Raw genomic sequence first — 17,394 nt, forward strand, 5'->3', positions numbered from 1 at the left:
TGGCTTTCTCGCGTCCGAAGCAGGACACTAGCGGCCATGAAACAGAGCAGCCCAACCTACCTCAAGCATCATTTCCTGATCGCCATGCCGCACATGGCCGACCCCAATTTCGCCCAGACCGTGACCTACCTGGTCGAACACAACGAGCAGGGCGCCATGGGCCTGGTGATCAACCGTCCCAGCGGCCTCAACCTGGCGGAAGTCCTCGAACAGCTCAAGCCGGACGCCCTGCCGCCGGCGCGCTGCCAGCACATCGACATCTACAACGGCGGCCCGGTGCAGACCGACCGTGGCTTCGTCCTCCACCCCAGCGGCCTGAGCTACCAGTCGACCCTGGAACTGGGCGAGCTGGCGATGTCCACCTCGCAGGACGTACTGTTCGCCATCGCCGCCGGCACCGGCCCGGAAAAGAGCCTGATCAGCCTTGGCTATGCCGGCTGGGAAGCCGGCCAGCTGGAGGCCGAACTGAGCGACAACGCCTGGCTGACCTGCCCGGCGGACCCGGCGATCCTCTTCGACCTGCCGCCCGAGGAGCGCCTCAGCGCCGCCGCCGCGCGCCTGGGCGTCAACCTCAGCCTGCTCACCGCCCAGGCCGGTCACGCCTGATGGTCAGCGACAAGCCGCTGCGCCTGCTGCTGGGCTTCGACTACGGCACCCGGCAGATCGGCGTCGCCGTCGGCCAGGCGGTGACCGGCCAGGCCCGCGAGCTGTGCGTATTGAAGGCGCAGAACGGCGTGCCGGACTGGAACCGGGTGGAAGCGCTGATCAAGGAATGGCAGCCGGACGCCATCGTCGTCGGCCTGCCGCTGAACATGGACGGCAGCCCAAGCGAGATGAGCGAGCGCGCGGAAAAGTTCGGCCGCCGCCTCAACGGCCGTTTCAACCTGCCGGTCTTTACCCACGACGAACGCCTCACGACCTATGCCGCCAAGGGCGAGCGCCTGGCCCAGGGCCAGCGCGACGGCTACCGCGAGCGACCGGTGGACGCCCTGGCCGCCGCCCTGCTGCTGGAAGGCTGGCTGGCCGAACACCCGGATTGACCCATGGCAGCCGGCACGCCGCCGTTTGCCATTATGCTTTCGCCACCGCGGGCGCCTCCCTACAGCGGGCTCTCCCGGCGGCCATCCCATCGATGTCAGCGAGGAGCCACCATGAGCCTACCCAATCCCGCCGAACTCCTGCCGCGCATGGCCAGCGACCTGCGCGCCCATCTCGCCGAGCGCGGCATCGAGCGGCCGCGCTTCGTCGGCATCCATACCGGCGGCATCTGGGTCGCCGAGGCGCTGCTGAGGGAACTGGGCAACCAAGAGCCGCTGGGCACCCTCGACGTCTCCTTCTACCGCGACGACTTCACCCAGAACGGCCTGCATCCGCAGGTCCGCCCGTCGGCGCTGCCGTTCGAGATCGACGGCCAGCACCTGGTGCTGGTGGACGACGTGCTGATGAGCGGCCGTACCATCCGCGCCGCACTCAACGAACTGTTCGACTACGGCCGTCCGGCCAGCGTGACCCTGGTCTGCCTGCTCGACCTGAACGCCCGGGAGTTGCCTATCCGCCCCGACGTGGTCGGCCAGACCCTGTCCCTGGGTCGCGATGAACGGGTAAAATTGGTCGGTCCCGCACCGCTCGCCCTCGAGCGCAAGGTCCTTTCCTCCGCTTCCTGATCCTCTTCACTAGGGCCTGCCCCATGCCGACAGACGCCAAGCGCCCGCTGCAGCTCAACGACCAGGGCCAGCTGCGCCACTTCATCTCGCTCGACGGATTGCCCCGCGAGCTGCTCACCGAAATCCTCGATACCGCCGATTCCTTCCTGGAGGTCGGCGCCCGCGCGGTGAAAAAGGTCCCGCTGCTGCGCGGCAAGACCGTCTGCAACGTGTTCTTCGAGAACTCCACGCGCACCCGCACCACCTTCGAGCTGGCCGCCCAGCGGCTGTCGGCCGACGTGATCAGCCTGAACGTATCCACCTCTTCCACCAGCAAGGGCGAGACGCTCACCGACACCCTGCGCAACCTGGAGGCGATGGCCGCCGACATGTTCGTGGTGCGCCACAGCGACTCGGGCGCGGCGCACTTCATCGCCGAGCACGTCAGCCCCAACGTGGCGGTGATCAACGGCGGCGACGGCCGCCACGCGCACCCCACCCAGGGGATGCTCGACATGCTGACCATCCGCCGACACAAAGGGAACTTCGAGCAGCTATCGGTGGCGATCGTCGGCGATATCCTGCATTCGCGAGTAGCCCGTTCGAACATGCTGGCGCTCAAGACCCTGGGTTGCCCGGACATCCGCGTGATCGCCCCGCGCACCCTCTTGCCGATCGGCCTGGAAGAGCAGTACGGCGTGCGCGTGTTCACCAACGCCGACGAAGGCCTGAAGGACGTCGACGTGGTGATCATGCTGCGCCTGCAACGCGAGCGCATGCAGGGTGGCCTGCTACCCAGCGAGGGCGAGTTCTTCAAGCTCTACGGCCTGACCGAGAAGCGCCTGAAGCTGGCCAAGCCGGATGCCATCGTCATGCACCCTGGCCCGATCAACCGTGGCGTGGAGATCGAGTCGGCGGTGGCCGACGGGGCCCAGTCGGTGATCCTCAACCAGGTCACCTACGGCATCGCCATCCGCATGGCGGTGCTGTCCATGGCCATGAGCGGCCAGAACACCCAACGCCAGCTGGAACAGGAGGACGCCGAATGACCATCAGTATCCGAGGCGCCCGCGTCATCGACCCGGCCAGTGGCCTGGACCAGGTCGGCGACCTCCACATCGAGGCTGGCAAGATCGTCGCCATCGGCGCCGCGCCGGCCGGCTTCAGCGCCCAGAAGACCCTCGACGGCGCCGGCCTGGTGGCCGCGCCGGGACTGGTCGACCTCAGCGTCGCCCTGCGCGAGCCGGGCTACGGACGCAAGGGCAACGTCGAAAGCGAGACCCGCGCCGCCGCGGCCGGCGGCACCACCAGCCTGTGCTGCCCGCCCTACACCCGGCCGGTGCTGGACACCCCGGCGGTGGCCGAGCTGATCCTCGACCGCGCCCGCGAGGCCGGCAACGCCAAGGTCTACCCCATCGGCGCGCTGACCCGCGGCTTCGGCGGCGAGCAACTGTCGGAACTGGTGGCCCTGCGCGACACCGGTTGCGTGGCCTTCACCAATGGCCTGCATGGCTTCGCCAGCAACCGCATCCTGCGGCGCGCCCTGGAGTACGCGGCGACCTTCGACCTGACGGTGATCTTCACCTCGCAGGACACCGATCTCGCCGAAGGCGGCCTCGCCCACGAAGGCCCGACCGCCAGCTTTCTCGGCCTCGCGGGGATCCCGGAAACCGCCGAGACCGTGGCCCTGGCCCGCAACCTGCTGCTGGTGGAACAGAGCGGCGTGCGCGCGCACTTCAGCCAGTTGACCAGCGCCCGCGGCATCGAACTCGTCGCCCAGGCCCAGGCCCGTGGCCTGCCGGTGACCTGCGACGTGGCGCTGTACCAGTTGATCCTCACCGACGAAGCGCTGGTGGGCTTCTCCAGCCTCTACCACGTGCAACCGCCGCTGCGCACCAGGGCCGACCGCGAAGCCCTGCGCGAGGCGGTGAAGAACGGCGTGGTACAAGCCATCGCCAGCCACCACCAACCCCACGAGGCGGACGCCAAGAACGCGCCGTTCGCCGCCACCGAGCCGGGCATCAGCGGCGCCGAGCTGCTGCTGCCGCTGGCGATGACGCTGGTGCAGGACGGCCTGCTCGACCTGCCGACCCTGCTCGCCCGCCTCTCCCACGGCCCGGCCCAGGCACTACGCCTGCCTGCCGGGCGCCTGGCGGTCGGCCAGGCCGCCGACCTGGTGCTGTTCGACCCGCAGGGTTCGACCCTGGCCGGTGAGAGCTGGTACTCGAAGGGGCAGAACAGCCCGTTCGTCGGTCACTGCCTGCCGGGACGAGTGCGCTACACCCTGGTGGACGGACACCTGACCCACGAGGGCTGATCCCTGCCACCACGAAAAAGCCCGCCATCCGGCGGGCTTTTTCATCTTCGCGTTCGCGATTCCGGGGGCGGATCCGTTGCCGGGGTGGGCGCCCTATCCCAGCCTCTGCCACCAACCCGCCTCAACGGCAGGGCGAATAACGCGGAGCGTTATCCGCCGAGGCATGCTCGCCGGGAACACCCGATGGCCGGCAGCCGCGCCGGTCGGCGCCGCTCCCTGCGGAGCCTCAGATCTTCGCCAGTGCCTGCGCCAGGTCGGCCTGCAGGTCCTCCAGCGCCTCGACGCCCACCGACAGGCGGATCAGCGAGTCACCGATGCCCAGGTCGGCGCGGGTTTCCGCCGGGATGCTGGCGTGGGTCATGATCGCCGGATGCTCGATCAGGCTTTCCACCCCGCCCAGGCTCTCCGCCAGGGAGAAGATCCGCACGTTCTCCAGGAAGCGCCGGGCGCCGGCCAGGTCGCAGCGCAGGTCGAGGGAGATCATCCCGCCGAAGCCACGCATCTGCCGTTTCGCCAGCTCATGCTGCGGGTGCGAAGCCAGGCCGGGGTAGTAGACCCGCGCCACCTGCGGCTGGCGCTCCAGCCACTGGGCCAGGGCCAGGGCGTTGCTGCAATGGCGCTCCATGCGCAGCGCCAGGGTCTTCACCCCACGCAGGGTGAGGAAGGCGTCGAACGGCCCGGAGATGGCGCCCACCGAGTTCTGCAGGAAGCCCAGGCGCTCGCGCAGGTCCAGGTTGTCGCCGACGATGGCGATGCCGCCGATCACGTCGGAATGGCCGTTCAGGTACTTGGTGGTGGAGTGCACCACCACGTCGAAGCCCAGTTCCAGGGGGCGCTGGATGTAGGGGCTGGCGAAGGTGTTGTCGGCCACGCTGATGATGCCGCGGGCGCGGCAGAGCTGGGCGATGGCGCGCAGGTCGGTGAGGCGCAGCAGCGGGTTGCTCGGGGTTTCCACCCAGACCATGCGGGTTTCCGGGGTCAGCGCGGCCTCGAAGGCCTGCAGGTCGGTCGGGTCGACGAAGCTGAAGCGATGCCCGGCGCTGCGCCGGCGGACCCGCTCGAACAGGCGGAAGGTACCGCCGTAGAGGTCATTGCCGGAAACGATGTGGGAACCGGCGTCGAGCAGCTCCAGCACCGAGGAGATCGCCGCCAGGCCGGAGGCGAAGGCGAAGGCCTGGGCGCCGCCCTCGAGGTCGGCCACGCAGCGCTCCAGGGCCCAGCGGGTCGGGTTGTGCGAGCGGCCGTAGTCGAGCCCCTTGTGTACCCCGGGGCTTTCCTGGATATAGGTGGAGTTGGCGTAGATCGGCGGCATGATCGCGCCGGTCGAGGGATCGGGGGCCTGCCCGGCGTGGATGACCCGGGTCGCAAAGGCCTGGGCCGGGGCGTCGGGATGCTGGTCGTGCTGGCTCATGCGAGCTTTCTCCGCAAATGGTTCAACAGGTCGAAACGGGTGATCAGGCCGTGGAAGCCGCTGGCATCGGCAACGATCGCCACCAGGCCGCGGTCCAGGACCGCCTGCAACTGGGCCAGGCTGGCGCCGGGCGCGAGGGTTTCCGGCGCGGCGTTCATCGCGCTGCTTACCGCATCGCGGAAGCGTGGCGCGTCGGCGTGGACGCCGAGCAGGATATCCGACTCGTCGATCACACCGACCAGTTTTCCATTGTCCAGCACCGGCAATTGCGAAACGTCGGCCAGGCGCATGCGCTGGAAGGCGGTGAGCAGGGTGTCGTCCGGACCGACGCTGATCACCCGGCCCTCCTCGAAGCGCCGCGCGATGATGTCGCGCAGGTCGCCGTAGTGCTTGCGTTGCAGCAGGCCCTGGTCGGTCATCCACTGGTCGTTGTAGATCTTCGACAGGTAGCGGGTGCCGGTGTCGCAGACGAAGCTGACCACCCGCTTCGGCTCCTTCTGCTCGCGACAGAAGCGCAGCGCCGCGGCCAGCAGGGTGCCGGTGGAGGAGCCGCCGGGAATGCCCTCGACGCGCAACAGTTCGCGGGCCATGGCGAAGCTTTCCTCGTCGCTGATGGAATAGGCATGGCGCACGCTGGAGAGGTCGGCGATGGCCGGTACGAAGTCCTCGCCGATGCCCTCCACCGCCCAGGAACCCGGCGTACCCAGGGTGCCGGAGCGGGAGTACTCGGCCATGATCGAGCCCTCGGGATCGGCGAGCACCATCTCCAGCTCCGGCTGGACCTTCTGGAAGAACCGGGTAAGGCCGGTCAGGGTACCGGAGGAGCCGACGCCGACGACGATGGCGTCGAGATCGTGGCCGGTCTGCGCCCAGAGCTCCGGGCCGGTGCCGCACTCGTGGGCCAGCGGGTTGGCCGGGTTGTTGAACTGGTCGGCGAAGAAGGCGCCGGGAATGTCCTGCGCCAGGCGCGCGGCAACGTCCTGGTAGTACTCCGGATGGCCCTTGCCGACGTCCGAGCGGGTGATGTGCACCTCGGCGCCCATGGCGCGCAGGTGCAGGACCTTCTCGGTGGACATCTTGTCCGGCACCACCAGCACCACCCGGTAGCCCTTGGCGCGGCCGACCAGGGCCAGGCCGAGACCGGTGTTGCCGGCGGTGGCCTCGACGATGGTGCCACCGGGCCGCAGGCGGCCGTCACGCTCGGCGGCCTCGATCATGGCGACACCGATGCGATCCTTGATGGAGCCGCCGGGGTTCTGCGATTCGAGCTTGAGGAACAGGGTGCAGGGGCCGGTATCGAAGCGCGTCACGCGAACCAGCGGGGTGTTGCCGATCAGGTCGAGCACGGCGGGGCGTGAGTCGGAAGTCATCTTTTCTCCTTTCGGTGTTTCCGCACGGAGCGATACGGTGCGCGGCCTCGTGAGCCATTGCACCTATCCGTTCTGGGGCTTGCAGACCATAGGGGCTGGCGCGCGCGGGCGCCAATAACCTACAGGTAGAACGTTAGAACCTTTGGTTCCTTAAGTCCCGCCGGAGGAATTCCCTGCCGACCGCGGCGACACCCATGAAAAAGCCCGCCGGATGGCGGGCTTCTCGCGTCTGGCGACGAGCCTCAGATGCGCTGCGGCCCGTTGCGCTCGGACACCTGTCCGTTGAGGGTCCAGAAGTCGTAGAGCACGCCGAGGAAGAACAGGCCGCCGGTGAACAGGTAGATGATCCCGGTGATCCACTTGCCCATGTACATCCTGTGCACGCCGAGCACGCCGAGGAAGGTCAGCAGGATCCAGGCCACGTTGTAGTCCAGGTTGCCGCCCTGGAAGCGCCGGTCGGCCTCGCGGTCCATCGACGGGATGAGGAACAGGTCGATGATCCAGCCGATGAAGAACAGGCCGAAGGTGAAGAACCAGATCGTCCCGGTGATCGGCTTGCCGTAATAGAAGCGGTGCGAACCGGTGAAACCGAAGATCCACAGCAGGTAGCCGATGGCCTTGCTATGGGTGTCGTGCTGTTGAGTCATGCGTCCCCCCTCGTTCCGTGCGCGGCTGCGGCCGCGCTTGAGCCGCAGGTTAGCGGAGCGGCGGACGCCGCGCCAGAGCGGCCCGGCGCATGACAGTTTTGCAATTGCCTATCCTGTAGGCTGGTGCTGCCGCCACCGCCCCACAGGAGCCGCCATGAGCGCCGGACACGAGCACAGCTTCGCCCAGACCAACTCGACCCGCCTGAAATGGGCGTTGCTGCTGACCGGAAGCTTCCTCGTCGCCGAGGTCGTCGGCGGCATCCTCACCGGCAGCCTGGCGCTGATCTCCGATGCCGCGCACATGCTCACCGACGCCGTGGCCCTGGCCATCGCCCTGGCCGCGATCAACATCGCCAGGCGCCCGACCAACGATCGCCTGACCTACGGCTACCACCGCTTCGAGATCCTCGCCGCGGCGTTCAACGCCTTCCTCCTGTTCGGCGTGGCCTTCTATATCCTCTACGCGGCCTACGAGCGGCTCAACCAGCCGGCGGAGATCCAGTCCGTGGGCATGCTGGTGATCGCCGTGCTCGGTCTGCTGGTGAACCTGGCCAGCATGCGCCTGCTGGCGCCGGCCCAGGGCAACAGCCTGAACGTCAAGGGCGCCTACCTGGAGGTCTGGAGCGACATGCTCGGCTCGCTGGGGGTGATCGTCGCCGCGATCGTGATCCGTTTCACCGGCTGGGCCTGGGTCGACTCGCTGGTGGCGGTGCTGATCGGTTTCTGGGTCCTGCCGCGCACCTGGATCCTGCTGCGCGAGAGCCTGCATGTGTTGCTCGAAGGGGTGCCGAAGGAAATCCAGTTGGCCGAGCTGCGCGAAGCGCTGCTGGGGATTCCCGGCGTGACCGGGCTGCACGACTTGCATGTGTGGTCGATCACCAGCGGCAAGATCAGCCTGACCAGCCATCTGGTGTACGACCCGGCCCTGGTCGATGCCGAGGCGCTGCTGGGAACGGTGAAGGCGCTGCTGCACGACCGCTACGAGATCGAACACAGCACCCTGCAACTGGAAACCTCGGCCTGCGCCCAGGCCGAGGAGCCGCTGGCCTACTGAAGACGGTTCAGCGGAAGCGCCGGCCGGCAGGGTCGTCGTCGGTGATTTCCAGGCTCAGGCCCTGGGTCAGGCTCGACAGGTGGTCGGCGTCGCTTTCCGAACCGAGCTTGATCATCAGGCGCAGGTCGTTGGCCGAGTCGGCGTGGGCCAGGGCGTCCTCGTAGGTGATCTCGCCCTGGGTGTAGAGCTGGTACAGCGCCTGGTCGAAGGTCTGCATGCCCTGCTCGGTGGAGCGCTTCATCAGCGGCTTCAGCTCGTGCACCTCGCCCTTGCGGATCAGGTCGGCGGCCAGCGGGGTGTTCAGCAGCACCTCGATCACCGCCCGCCGCCCCTTGCCGTCGGGGGTCGGCACCAGTTGCTGGGCGACGATGGCCTTGAGGTTCAGCGACAGGTCCATCCACACCTGGCCATGACGGTCGGCCGGGAAGAAGTGGATGATCCGCTCCAGCGCCTGGTTGGCGTTGTTCGCGTGCAGGGTCGCCAGGCACAGGTGGCCGGTCTCGGCGAAGGCCACGGCGTGGTCCATGGTCTCCCGCGAGCGCACCTCGCCGATCATGATCACGTCCGGCGCCTGGCGCAGGGTGTTCTTCAGCGCCACCTCGAAGGAGTCGGTGTCCAGCCCCACCTCGCGCTGGGTGACGATGCAGCCCTGGTGCTGGTGGATGTACTCGATCGGGTCCTCGATGGAGATGATGTGCCCGGTGGAGTTCTTGTTGCGGTAGCCGATCATCGCCGCCAGCGAGGTGGACTTGCCGGTGCCGGTGGCGCCGACGAAGATCACCAGGCCGCGCTTGGTCAGCGCCAGCTTCTTGAGGATTTCCGGGAGCTTCAGCTCTTCCAGGGTCGGGATGTTGGTCTCGATCCGGCGCAATACCATGCCCACCAGGTTGCGCTGGTAGAAGGCACTGACCCGGAAGCGGCCGATGCCGCGGGCGCTGATGGCGAAGTTGCACTCATGGTTCTCGGCGAAATCGCGGCGCTGCTGCTCGTTCATCACGCCTAGCACGGTCTCGCGGGTCTGCTCCGGCGACAGCGGCGTCTTGGTCACCGGCATCACCCGGCCGTTGACCTTCATCGACGGCGGTACGCCGGCGGTGATGAACAGGTCGGAGCCGCCCTTTTCCACCATCAGGCGCAGCAGCTTTTCGAATTCCATGATGTTCTCGCTCACTCAGGGGCGCGCCGCGACGGCGAGCCGGATGCGGGCGAGCGGGCGCTGGACGCGCTCGCCGGCAAGGATAGGTAGGAATGCGCCTACGGTACCGCTCTCCCGCTCTTGAATCCTAGACGCAGTTCCGGGATTCGGGCGAAGCGCGGCGGAACGGCGCCAGGATCAGAAGTTTTCCGGGATCTTCGCCTTCTCGCGGGCGTTCTCGCGGCTGATCAGGCCCTTGGCGACCAGGCCCTTGAGGCACATGTCGAGGGTCTGCATGCCCAGCGAGCCGCCGGTCTGGATCGCCGAATACATCTGCGCGACCTTGTCCTCGCGGATCAGGTTGCGGATCGCCGGGGTGCCGATCATGATCTCGTGGGCCGCCACCCGGCCGCCGCCGATCTTCTTGATCAGGGTCTGCGAGATCACCGATTGCAGCGACTCGGAGAGCATCGAGCGGACCATGGCCTTTTCCTCGGCCGGGAACACGTCGACCACCCGGTCGATGGTCTTCGCCGCCGAGGTGGTGTGCAGGGTGCCGAATACCAGGTGGCCGGTCTCCGCCGCGGTCAGGGCCAGGCGGATGGTTTCCAGGTCGCGCATCTCGCCGACCAGGATGATGTCCGGGTCCTCCCGCAGCGCCGAGCGCAGCGCTTCGCTGAAGCCGAGGGTGTCGCGATGCACCTCGCGCTGGTTGACCAGGCACTTCTTCGATTCGTGGACGAATTCGATCGGGTCCTCGATGGTGAGGATGTGGTGGTACTTGGTGTTGTTCAGGTAGTCGAGCATCGCCGCCAGGGTGGTGGACTTGCCCGAACCGGTCGGCCCGGTGACCAGTACCAGCCCGCGCGGGACGTCTGAAACACGTTTGAACACTTCTCCCATGCCAAGCTCCTCCATGGTCAGTACCTTGGAGGGAATGGTCCGGAATACCGCGCCGGCGCCACGGTTCTGGTTGAAGGCGTTGACCCGGAAACGCGCGACGCCCGGCACCTCGAAGGAGAAGTCGGTCTCGAGGAATTCCTCGAAGTCCTTGCGCTGCTTGTCGTTCATGATGTCGTAGATCAGCGCATGCACCTGCTTGTGTTCCAGCGGTGGCAGGTTGATCCGGCGTACATCGCCATCCACCCGGATCATGGGCGGCAGGCCGGCGGAGAGGTGCAGGTCCGAAGCGCCCTGTTTGGCACTGAAGGCGAGCAGCTCGGTAATATCCATGGGACTCCCCAATTACAAGCAAGCAGGTAGAATGCCGCCAAAGCCGCCGTCTCGGACAAGGAAAACACCGGATGAACCAGGGTGCTTCCAGGACACGCGTGGTGTCCTGCGCCAGACGCGGAACCTCGACACTGGAACAGGAAGATGGCCATCGAGGCCGGCGGTTTCGAGGGCGTCTAGCCGACGCCGACCGCACTTCCATAGGGCGCAGGTAATGTCCACGATAGCAGAGAATATTGCAAAGGTTGCCGCGCGCATCCGTGAGGCAGCGCAAGCTGCGGGGCGCGATCCGGCCACGGTCGGCCTGCTCGCCGTGAGCAAGACCAAGCCCGCCGCCGCGGTGCGCGAGGCGCACGCCGCCGGCCTTCGCGACTTCGGCGAAAACTACCTGCAGGAGGCCCTCGGCAAGCAGGCCGAACTGGCCGACCTGCCCTTGAACTGGCACTTCATCGGCCCCATCCAGTCGAACAAGACGCGGCCCATCGCCGAGCATTTCCAGTGGGTGCACTCGGTGGACCGGTTGAAGATCGCGCAGCGCCTGTCGGAGCAACGCCCGGCCGGGCTGCCGCCCCTGAATGTCTGCCTGCAGGTCAACGTCAGCGGCGAAGCCAGCAAGTCCGGCTGCGCCCCCGAGGACCTGCCGGCCCTGGCCGAGGCCGTGAAGCAACTGCCCAACCTCCGATTGCGTGGCCTGATGGCCATCCCCGAACCCACCGCCGAACGCGCCGCGCAACACGCCGCGTTCGCCCGCCTGCGCGAACTGCTGCTGGACCTGAACCTTGGCCTGGACACCCTGTCCATGGGCATGAGCGACGACCTCGAGGCAGCCATCGGCGAAGGTGCGACCTGGGTCCGCATCGGTACCGCCCTGTTCGGCGCCCGCGACTACGGCGCGCCGGCTTCTTGAAGGAATCCCCTATGAGCACACCCCGCATAGCGTTCATCGGCGCCGGCAACATGGCCGCCAGCCTGATCGGCGGCCTGCGCGCCCAAGGCGTGCCGGCGGCGCAGATCCGCGCCAGCGACCCGGGCGCCGAGCAACGCGCGAAGATCGCCGGCGAGTTCGCCATCGACGTGGTCGAGTCCAACGCCGAGGCCGTGGCCGACGCCGACGTCGTGGTCCTGTCGGTCAAGCCGCAGGCCATGAAAGCCGTGTGCCAGGCCTTGGCGCCGGCGCTGAAGCCGGAGCAACTGATCGTCTCCATCGCCGCCGGCATCCCCTGCGCCAGCCTCGAAGCCTGGCTCGGCCAGCCGCGCCCGGTGGTCCGCTGCATGCCCAACACCCCGGCGCTGCTGCGCCAGGGCGCCAGCGGGCTGTACGCCAACGCGCAGGTCAGCGCCGCGCAACGCGAGCAGGCCGGGCAGTTGCTGTCTGCGGTAGGCATCGCCCTGTGGCTGGACGACGAAGCGCAGATCGACGCGGTGACCGCGGTGTCGGGCAGCGGCCCGGCGTATTTCTTCCTGCTGATGCAGGCCATGACCGACGCCGGCGAGAAGCTCGGCCTGTCCCGCGAGACAGCCTCGCGCCTGACCCTGCAGACCGCCTTCGGTGCGGCGCAGATGGCGCTGTCCAGCGAGGTCGAGCCGGCCGAACTGCGGCGCCGGGTGACTTCGCCCAACGGCACCACCGAGGCGGCGATAAAATCCTTCCAGGCCAACGGCTTCGAAGCACTGGTGGAGCAGGCCCTGAACGCCGCCAGCCAGCGCTCCGCCGAGCTGGCCGAACAGCTTGGCCAATAAGGAGTAGTCGATGATCGGCCTCAACACCGCTGCTATCTATATCCTCCAGACCCTCGGCAGCCTCTACCTGCTGATCGTGCTGCTGCGCTTCATCCTGCAGCTGGTCCGCGCGGACTTCTACAACCCCCTCAGCCAGTTCATCGTGCGCGCCACCAAGCCGCTGCTGAACCCGCTGCGGCGGATCATCCCCGGCTTCGGTGGGATCGACCTGGCCTCGCTGGTGCTGGCGATCCTGATCCAGCTGGTGCTGATGATCCTGATCCTGATGCTGATGGGCTACGGCGTCGGCGGCTTCATCATGCAACTGCTGATCTGGTCGATCATCGCCGTCACCTCGCTGTTCCTGAAGGTGTTCTTCTTCGCCCTGATCATCAGCGTGATCCTTTCCTGGGTCGCCCCGGGCAGCTACAACCCCGGCGCGCAACTGGTGAACCAGATCTGCGAACCGCTGCTGATGCCGTTCCGCAAGCTCCTGCCGAACCTCGGCGGACTGGATCTCTCGCCGATCTTCGCGTTCCTCGCGCTGAAGCTGATTGACATGCTGGTGATCAACAACCTGGCGGCCATGACCGGCATGCCCCAGCAGTTGAGCATTTTCCTCTGAGCTTCTACCGCTGGGACGGCGAGGACCTGCTCCTCGATTGCCACCTGCAGCCCAAGGCGAGCCGCGACGAGTTCGCCGGGCTGCACGGCGAGCGCCTGAAGATCCGCCTCACCGCACCGCCGGTGGAGGGCAAGGCCAACGCCCATCTGCTGGCCTTCCTCGGCAAGGCCTTCGGCGTGGCCAAGAGCCTGGTGAGTCTCGAAAGCGGCGAGCTGAACCGGCAGAAACGGGTGCGCATCCGCCGTCCGACCCGATTGCCGGAGGAACTGGGGATCGCCGCTCGACCCGCTTGACCGACCTTACGTGCAGGAATGTGAAGCAGGCCAATTGACGCTCCCCCGCTCCCCCGCATAATCCACGCCATCCTTCCCCCGCCGGTCCCGCGCCCTGGAGCCCCTGGATGAGCATGGAAAGACTCAGCCATCAAATCGACGCCTACGTCGCCTGGAAGCGCGAGCTGATGCGGGAAATCACCCGCTATCGCGGCTGGCTGGAGCGCAGCCGGCTGAACAGCCCGGCGGTCGAGGCCAAGCTCGAACGCGCCCTGCGCCAACTACGCGCGGACCACATCACCCTGGCCTTCGTCGGCGAGTTCTCGCGTGGCAAGACCGAGCTGATCAACAGCCTGTTCTTCGCCGGCTACGGCCAGCGCATGCTGCCGTCCCACGCCGGGCGCACCACCATGTGCCCCACCGAGCTGTTCCACGATCCGCGCGCCGAGCGCAGCTACATCCGCCTGCTGCCGATCGAGACGCGCCTGGCCGACGCCAGCGTCGCCCAGTTCAAGCGCGTGCCGCGCCACTGGGTGAACATTCCGCTGGACACCGGCGACCCGGAGGGCATGGCCCAGGCCTTCGCCCAGGTCGCCAAGACCAAGGCGCTGCCGGTGGAACAGGCGATCCAGCTCGGCTTCCACCCGGATGCCCTGGAAGCCGCCGACGAGCCCGACCAGGTGCGCGTCCCGGCCTGGCGCCACGCCCTGGTCAACTTCGACCACCCGCTGCTGCGCCAGGGCCTGCGGATCCTCGACACACCCGGCCTGAACGCCCTCGGCAGCGAGCCGGAGCTGACCCTGTCGATGCTGCCCAACGCCCAGGCGATCCTGTTCCTGCTGTCCGCCGACGCCGGTGTCACCGCCTCGGACATGGAAATCTGGCAGAAGTACATCCAGCCACTGCGCGAGGACGGCCACAGCAGCCTGTTCGCCGTGCTGAACAAGATCGACGTGCTCTGGGACGACCTTTCCGGCGAGCGCTTCGTACAGAACGCCATCCGCCTGATCCAGGACGGCACGGCCCGCCAGCTCGGCCTGCAGCGCGGCGACGTGCTGCCGCTGTCGGCGAAGCAGGCGCTGCTGGCCAAGGTCCGCGGCGAACCGGCGCTGCTCGAACGCAGTCGCCTGGATCGGCTGGAAGCGCTGCTCTGCGAGCGCATCGTCGCGCAGAAGGAAGCGCTGCTGGAGAACGCCGTGCTCGGCCAGGTCCTTGGCCTGCTGCACAACAGCCAGCATCTGCTGCGCCTGCGCCTGGAGAAGGTCGAGGAACAGCGCGCGCTGCTCGACGACAAGCAGCGCGACAGCGGCCAACTGCTGTTCGAACTGACCGCGAAGACCAAGGACGACCACGGCCGCCACCACCGCCGCCTGCTCAACCTGAAGACCAACCAGCGCCTGCTGCAGCACCAGGGCGCGACGCTGCGCGAGACGATCCGCAGCGAACGCATGGAACAGCACCTGCAGAAGGTGCGGCGCAACCTCAACGGCAGCCTGACCACGGTCGGCATCAACCAGGCGATCCTGGCGTTCTTCCGCGCGGTGGAGCACGACCTCGACAACCTCGAGCACGAGGCCGGCATGGCCAACCGCATGGTCGCCGCCATCTACCGCCGGCACAACGAGGAGAACCCGCTCTACGCCCTCGACGCGCCGCAGCTACGGGTCCAGCGCTACCAGCGCGAACTGTTGCAACTGAAGAAGAAGGGCGACCAGTTCCGCCTGCAGCTGAAGACCGTGCTTACCGAGCAACGCCTGCTGACCCGGCGCTTCTTCGCCACCCTGGTGCAGGAGGTGGTCGGCCTGCACCAGCGCCTGCGCGAGGAAACCGAGCGCTGGGCCAACGACGCGCTGATGCCGCTGATGCAGCACACCCTGGAAAACAAACAGTTGCTCGAAAGCCACATGCTCCGCCTCAAGGGCCTGGCCCAGGAGACCCAGCAGGTACGCCAGCGCAGCCAGGCCTTCGCCGGGTTCGCCGGGGAATTGCAGGAACAGTTGCGCGAAGCCGGCGACATCCTCCGCCAGTTGCGCCGCCCCTCGCCCCTGCAGCGCCAGGCCAAGGTGGTCAACCTGCCCGGCTCGCAGCGCGCCTGACCCCGCTCCCACGGCGCGCGCCAGCGCGCTTGCCGCTGGGGGCGACGCTCTTTAGACTGGCGCCCTCCTTTGTTCGAGAGCAGGGTCGATGCCCACAGTCTTCCCCGACGACTCCGTCGGTCTGGTCTCCCCCCAGACGCTGCACTTCAACGAACCGCTCGAGCTGACCAGCGGCAAGTCCCTGGCCGAGTACGACCTGGTGATCGAAACCTACGGCGAGCTGAATGCCACGCAGAGCAACGCGGTGCTGATCTGCCACGCCCTCTCCGGCCACCACCACGCCGCCGGCTACCACAGCGTCGACGAGCGCAAGCCGGGCTGGTGGGACAGCTGCATCGGTCCGGGCAAGCCGATCGACACCCGCAAGTTCTTCGTCGTCGCCCTCAACAACCTCGGCGGTTGCAACGGTTCCAGCGGCCCCGCCAGCATCAATCCGGCGACCGGCAAGGTCTACGGCGCGGACTTCCCGATGGTCACGGTGGAAGACTGGGTGCATAGCCAGGCGCGCCTGGCAGACCGCCTCGGCATCCGCCAGTGGGCCGCGGTGGTCGGCGGCAGCCTCGGCGGCATGCAGGCGCTGCAATGGACCATCAGCTACCCCGAACGCGTCCGTCACTGCCTGTGCATCGCCAGCGCGCCGAAGCTGTCGGCGCAGAACATCGCCTTCAACGAAGTCGCCCGGCAGGCGATTCTTTCCGACCCTGAGTTCCTCGGCGGCTACTTCCAGGAACAGGGCGTGATTCCCAAGCGCGGCCTCAAGCTGGCGCGGATGGTCGGCCATATCACCTACCTGTCCGACGACGCCATGGGCGCCAAGTTCGGCCGCGTACTGAAGACCGAGAAGCTCAACTACGACCTGCACAGCGTCGAGTTCCAGGTCGAGAGTTACCTGCGCTACCAGGGCGAGGAGTTCTCCACCCGCTTCGACGCCAATACCTACCTGCTGATGACCAAGGCGCTGGACTATTTCGACCCCGCCGCCGCCCACGGCGACGACCTGGTGCGCACCCTGGAGGGCGTCGAGGCGGACTTCTGCCTGATGTCCTTCACCACCGACTGGCGTTTCTCGCCGGCCCGCTCGCGGGAAATCGTCGACGCCCTGATCGCGGCGAAAAAGAACGTCAGCTACCTGGAGATCGACGCCCCGCAAGGCCACGACGCCTTCCTCATGCCGATCCCCCGGTACCTGCAAGCCTTCAGCGGTTACATGAACCGCATCAGCGTGTGAGGATCCGATGCGCGCCGATCTCGAAATCATCCAGGAATGGATTCCCGCCGGCAGCCGCGTCCTCGACCTCGGCTGCGGCGACGGCGAACTCCTGGCCTGGCTGCGCGACCACAAGCAGGTCAGCGGCTACGGCCTGGAGATCGATCCCGACAACATCGCCCGTTGCATCGAAAACGGGGTGAACGTGATCGAGCAGGACCTCGACAAGGGCCTGGGCAACTTCGCCAGCGACAGCTTCGACGTGGTGGTGATGACCCAGGCGCTACAGGCCGTGCACTATCCGGACAAGATCCTCGAAGAGATGCTGCGGGTCGGCAAGACCTGCATCATCACTTTCCCCAACTTCGGCCACTGGCGCTGCCGCTGGTACCTGGCGCGCAACGGCCGGATGCCGGTCTCCGAGTTCCTGCCGTATACCTGGTACAACACGCCGAACATCCATTTCTGCACCTTCCAGGACTTCGAGCGCCTGTGCCGCCAGTTGCGCATGCGCGTGCTCGACCGCCTGGCCGTAGACCGTGACCACCGGCATGGCTGGGCCAGTCGGCTGTGGCCTAATCTATTGGGTGAGATTGGAATCTACCGGGTCACCGGACCCGGAGTGCAGACCCGCAACCTCGCCGTCTAGGAACGCGCCAGGCTGC

General features: G+C 67.3%; 18 protein-coding genes. 13 read left to right on the plus strand and 5 right to left on the minus strand.

Annotated elements, in window-relative coordinates:
• Nucleotides 1-36 precede the first annotated feature (36 nt).
• The 5 genes from ACTJJX_RS03510 to ACTJJX_RS03530 all read left to right on the plus strand — a co-directional run bounded on the left by ACTJJX_RS03510 (nt 37) and on the right by ACTJJX_RS03530 (nt 3,960).
• Entirely contained in the window at nt 37-606 is a 570-nt protein-coding gene (locus ACTJJX_RS03510; protein WP_003100947.1) for a YqgE/AlgH family protein, read from the plus strand.
• Nucleotides 606-1,040 carry a Holliday junction resolvase RuvX gene (ruvX, locus tag ACTJJX_RS03515; RefSeq protein WP_003121753.1) on the plus strand — a complete coding sequence of 145 codons (435 nt, stop codon included), beginning with the start codon at nt 606-608 and terminating at the stop codon, nt 1,038-1,040. The genes ACTJJX_RS03510 and ruvX overlap by 1 nt, the downstream gene beginning before the upstream one ends.
• Before the next feature lie 111 nt (nt 1,041-1,151).
• Entirely contained in the window at nt 1,152-1,664 is a 513-nt protein-coding gene (gene pyrR / locus ACTJJX_RS03520) for a bifunctional pyr operon transcriptional regulator/uracil phosphoribosyltransferase PyrR (RefSeq protein ID WP_003084574.1), read from the plus strand.
• 23 nt (nt 1,665-1,687) lie between these two features.
• Nucleotides 1,688-2,692 (plus strand): aspartate carbamoyltransferase catalytic subunit, encoded by a 1,005-nt coding sequence (locus ACTJJX_RS03525; RefSeq protein WP_003084569.1) that lies wholly within the window; start codon nt 1,688-1,690, stop codon nt 2,690-2,692.
• Nucleotides 2,689-3,960, plus strand: a complete 1,272-nt coding sequence (locus ACTJJX_RS03530; protein ID WP_003128956.1) for a dihydroorotase — start codon at nt 2,689-2,691, stop codon at nt 3,958-3,960. Before ACTJJX_RS03525 ends, ACTJJX_RS03530 begins: the two co-directional genes overlap by 4 nt.
• Nucleotides 3,961-4,186: 226 nt before the next feature.
• Here ACTJJX_RS03530 and ACTJJX_RS03535 read toward each other — a convergent pair whose 3' ends face one another.
• The 3 genes from ACTJJX_RS03535 to ACTJJX_RS03545 all read right to left on the minus strand — a co-directional run bounded on the left by ACTJJX_RS03535 (nt 4,187) and on the right by ACTJJX_RS03545 (nt 7,388).
• Nucleotides 4,187-5,371: a cystathionine gamma-synthase gene (locus ACTJJX_RS03535; protein WP_016852373.1), complete on the minus strand. Its 1,185-nt coding sequence runs from the start codon at nt 5,369-5,371 to the stop codon at nt 4,187-4,189.
• Nucleotides 5,368-6,741: a pyridoxal-phosphate dependent enzyme gene (locus ACTJJX_RS03540; protein ID WP_003459266.1), complete on the minus strand. Its 1,374-nt coding sequence runs from the start codon at nt 6,739-6,741 to the stop codon at nt 5,368-5,370. The genes ACTJJX_RS03535 and ACTJJX_RS03540 overlap by 4 nt, the downstream gene beginning before the upstream one ends.
• Nucleotides 6,742-6,983: 242 nt before the next feature.
• Nucleotides 6,984-7,388 carry an NINE protein gene (locus ACTJJX_RS03545; protein WP_003084560.1) on the minus strand — a complete coding sequence of 135 codons (405 nt, stop codon included), beginning with the start codon at nt 7,386-7,388 and terminating at the stop codon, nt 6,984-6,986.
• Between the two features lie 154 nt (nt 7,389-7,542).
• Between ACTJJX_RS03545 and czcD the strand changes: the two genes are divergently transcribed.
• Nucleotides 7,543-8,442, plus strand: a complete 900-nt coding sequence (gene czcD, locus ACTJJX_RS03550; protein WP_003100957.1) for a CDF family zinc transporter CzcD — start codon at nt 7,543-7,545, stop codon at nt 8,440-8,442.
• Between the two features lie 7 nt (nt 8,443-8,449).
• Here the strand turns inward: czcD and pilU are convergent, their stop codons facing one another.
• Both pilU and pilT read right to left on the minus strand, forming a co-directional pair.
• Nucleotides 8,450-9,598, minus strand: a complete 1,149-nt coding sequence (pilU, locus tag ACTJJX_RS03555) for a type IV pilus ATPase PilU (protein ID WP_003100959.1) — start codon at nt 9,596-9,598, stop codon at nt 8,450-8,452.
• Between the two features lie 177 nt (nt 9,599-9,775).
• Nucleotides 9,776-10,810: a type IV pilus twitching motility protein PilT gene (gene pilT / locus ACTJJX_RS03560; RefSeq protein ID WP_003084552.1), complete on the minus strand. Its 1,035-nt coding sequence runs from the start codon at nt 10,808-10,810 to the stop codon at nt 9,776-9,778.
• A 214-nt stretch (nt 10,811-11,024) separates the two neighbouring features.
• Here pilT and ACTJJX_RS03565 point away from each other — a divergent pair, with 214 nt between their 5' ends.
• The 7 genes from ACTJJX_RS03565 (at nt 11,025) to metW (ending at nt 17,378) form a co-directional block, all read left to right on the plus strand.
• A complete protein-coding gene (locus ACTJJX_RS03565) occupies nt 11,025-11,717 on the plus strand; it encodes a YggS family pyridoxal phosphate-dependent enzyme (RefSeq protein ID WP_003084549.1) in 693 nt (230 codons plus the stop codon).
• 11 nt (nt 11,718-11,728) lie between these two features.
• On the plus strand, nt 11,729-12,550 hold the full coding sequence (proC, locus tag ACTJJX_RS03570) for a pyrroline-5-carboxylate reductase (protein WP_003142635.1): 822 nt from the start codon (nt 11,729-11,731) through the stop codon (nt 12,548-12,550).
• A gap of 10 nt (nt 12,551-12,560) precedes the next feature.
• Nucleotides 12,561-13,154, plus strand: a complete 594-nt coding sequence (locus tag ACTJJX_RS03575; protein WP_003084544.1) for a YggT family protein — start codon at nt 12,561-12,563, stop codon at nt 13,152-13,154.
• Complete coding sequence (locus ACTJJX_RS03580; RefSeq protein WP_031628111.1) at nt 13,151-13,447, plus strand: DUF167 domain-containing protein; 297 nt, start codon at nt 13,151-13,153, stop codon at nt 13,445-13,447. The genes ACTJJX_RS03575 and ACTJJX_RS03580 overlap by 4 nt, the downstream gene beginning before the upstream one ends.
• A 107-nt stretch (nt 13,448-13,554) precedes the next feature.
• Complete coding sequence (locus ACTJJX_RS03585; protein ID WP_003121751.1) at nt 13,555-15,522, plus strand: dynamin-like GTPase family protein; 1,968 nt, start codon at nt 13,555-13,557, stop codon at nt 15,520-15,522.
• Nucleotides 15,523-15,610: 88 nt separating this feature from the next.
• The gene (metX, locus tag ACTJJX_RS03590; protein ID WP_003084535.1) at nt 15,611-16,750 is read left to right on the plus strand and encodes a homoserine O-succinyltransferase MetX; all 1,140 of its coding nucleotides are present in this window, start codon (nt 15,611-15,613) and stop codon (nt 16,748-16,750) included.
• A gap of 7 nt (nt 16,751-16,757) precedes the next feature.
• Complete coding sequence (gene metW, locus ACTJJX_RS03595; protein ID WP_003084530.1) at nt 16,758-17,378, plus strand: methionine biosynthesis protein MetW; 621 nt, start codon at nt 16,758-16,760, stop codon at nt 17,376-17,378.
• Nucleotides 17,379-17,394 lie beyond the last annotated feature (16 nt).

It is taken from the genome of Pseudomonas sp. 22490 (genome assembly GCF_052044465.1).
GTDB classification, from domain to species: Bacteria; Pseudomonadota; Gammaproteobacteria; order Pseudomonadales; family Pseudomonadaceae; genus Pseudomonas; species Pseudomonas aeruginosa.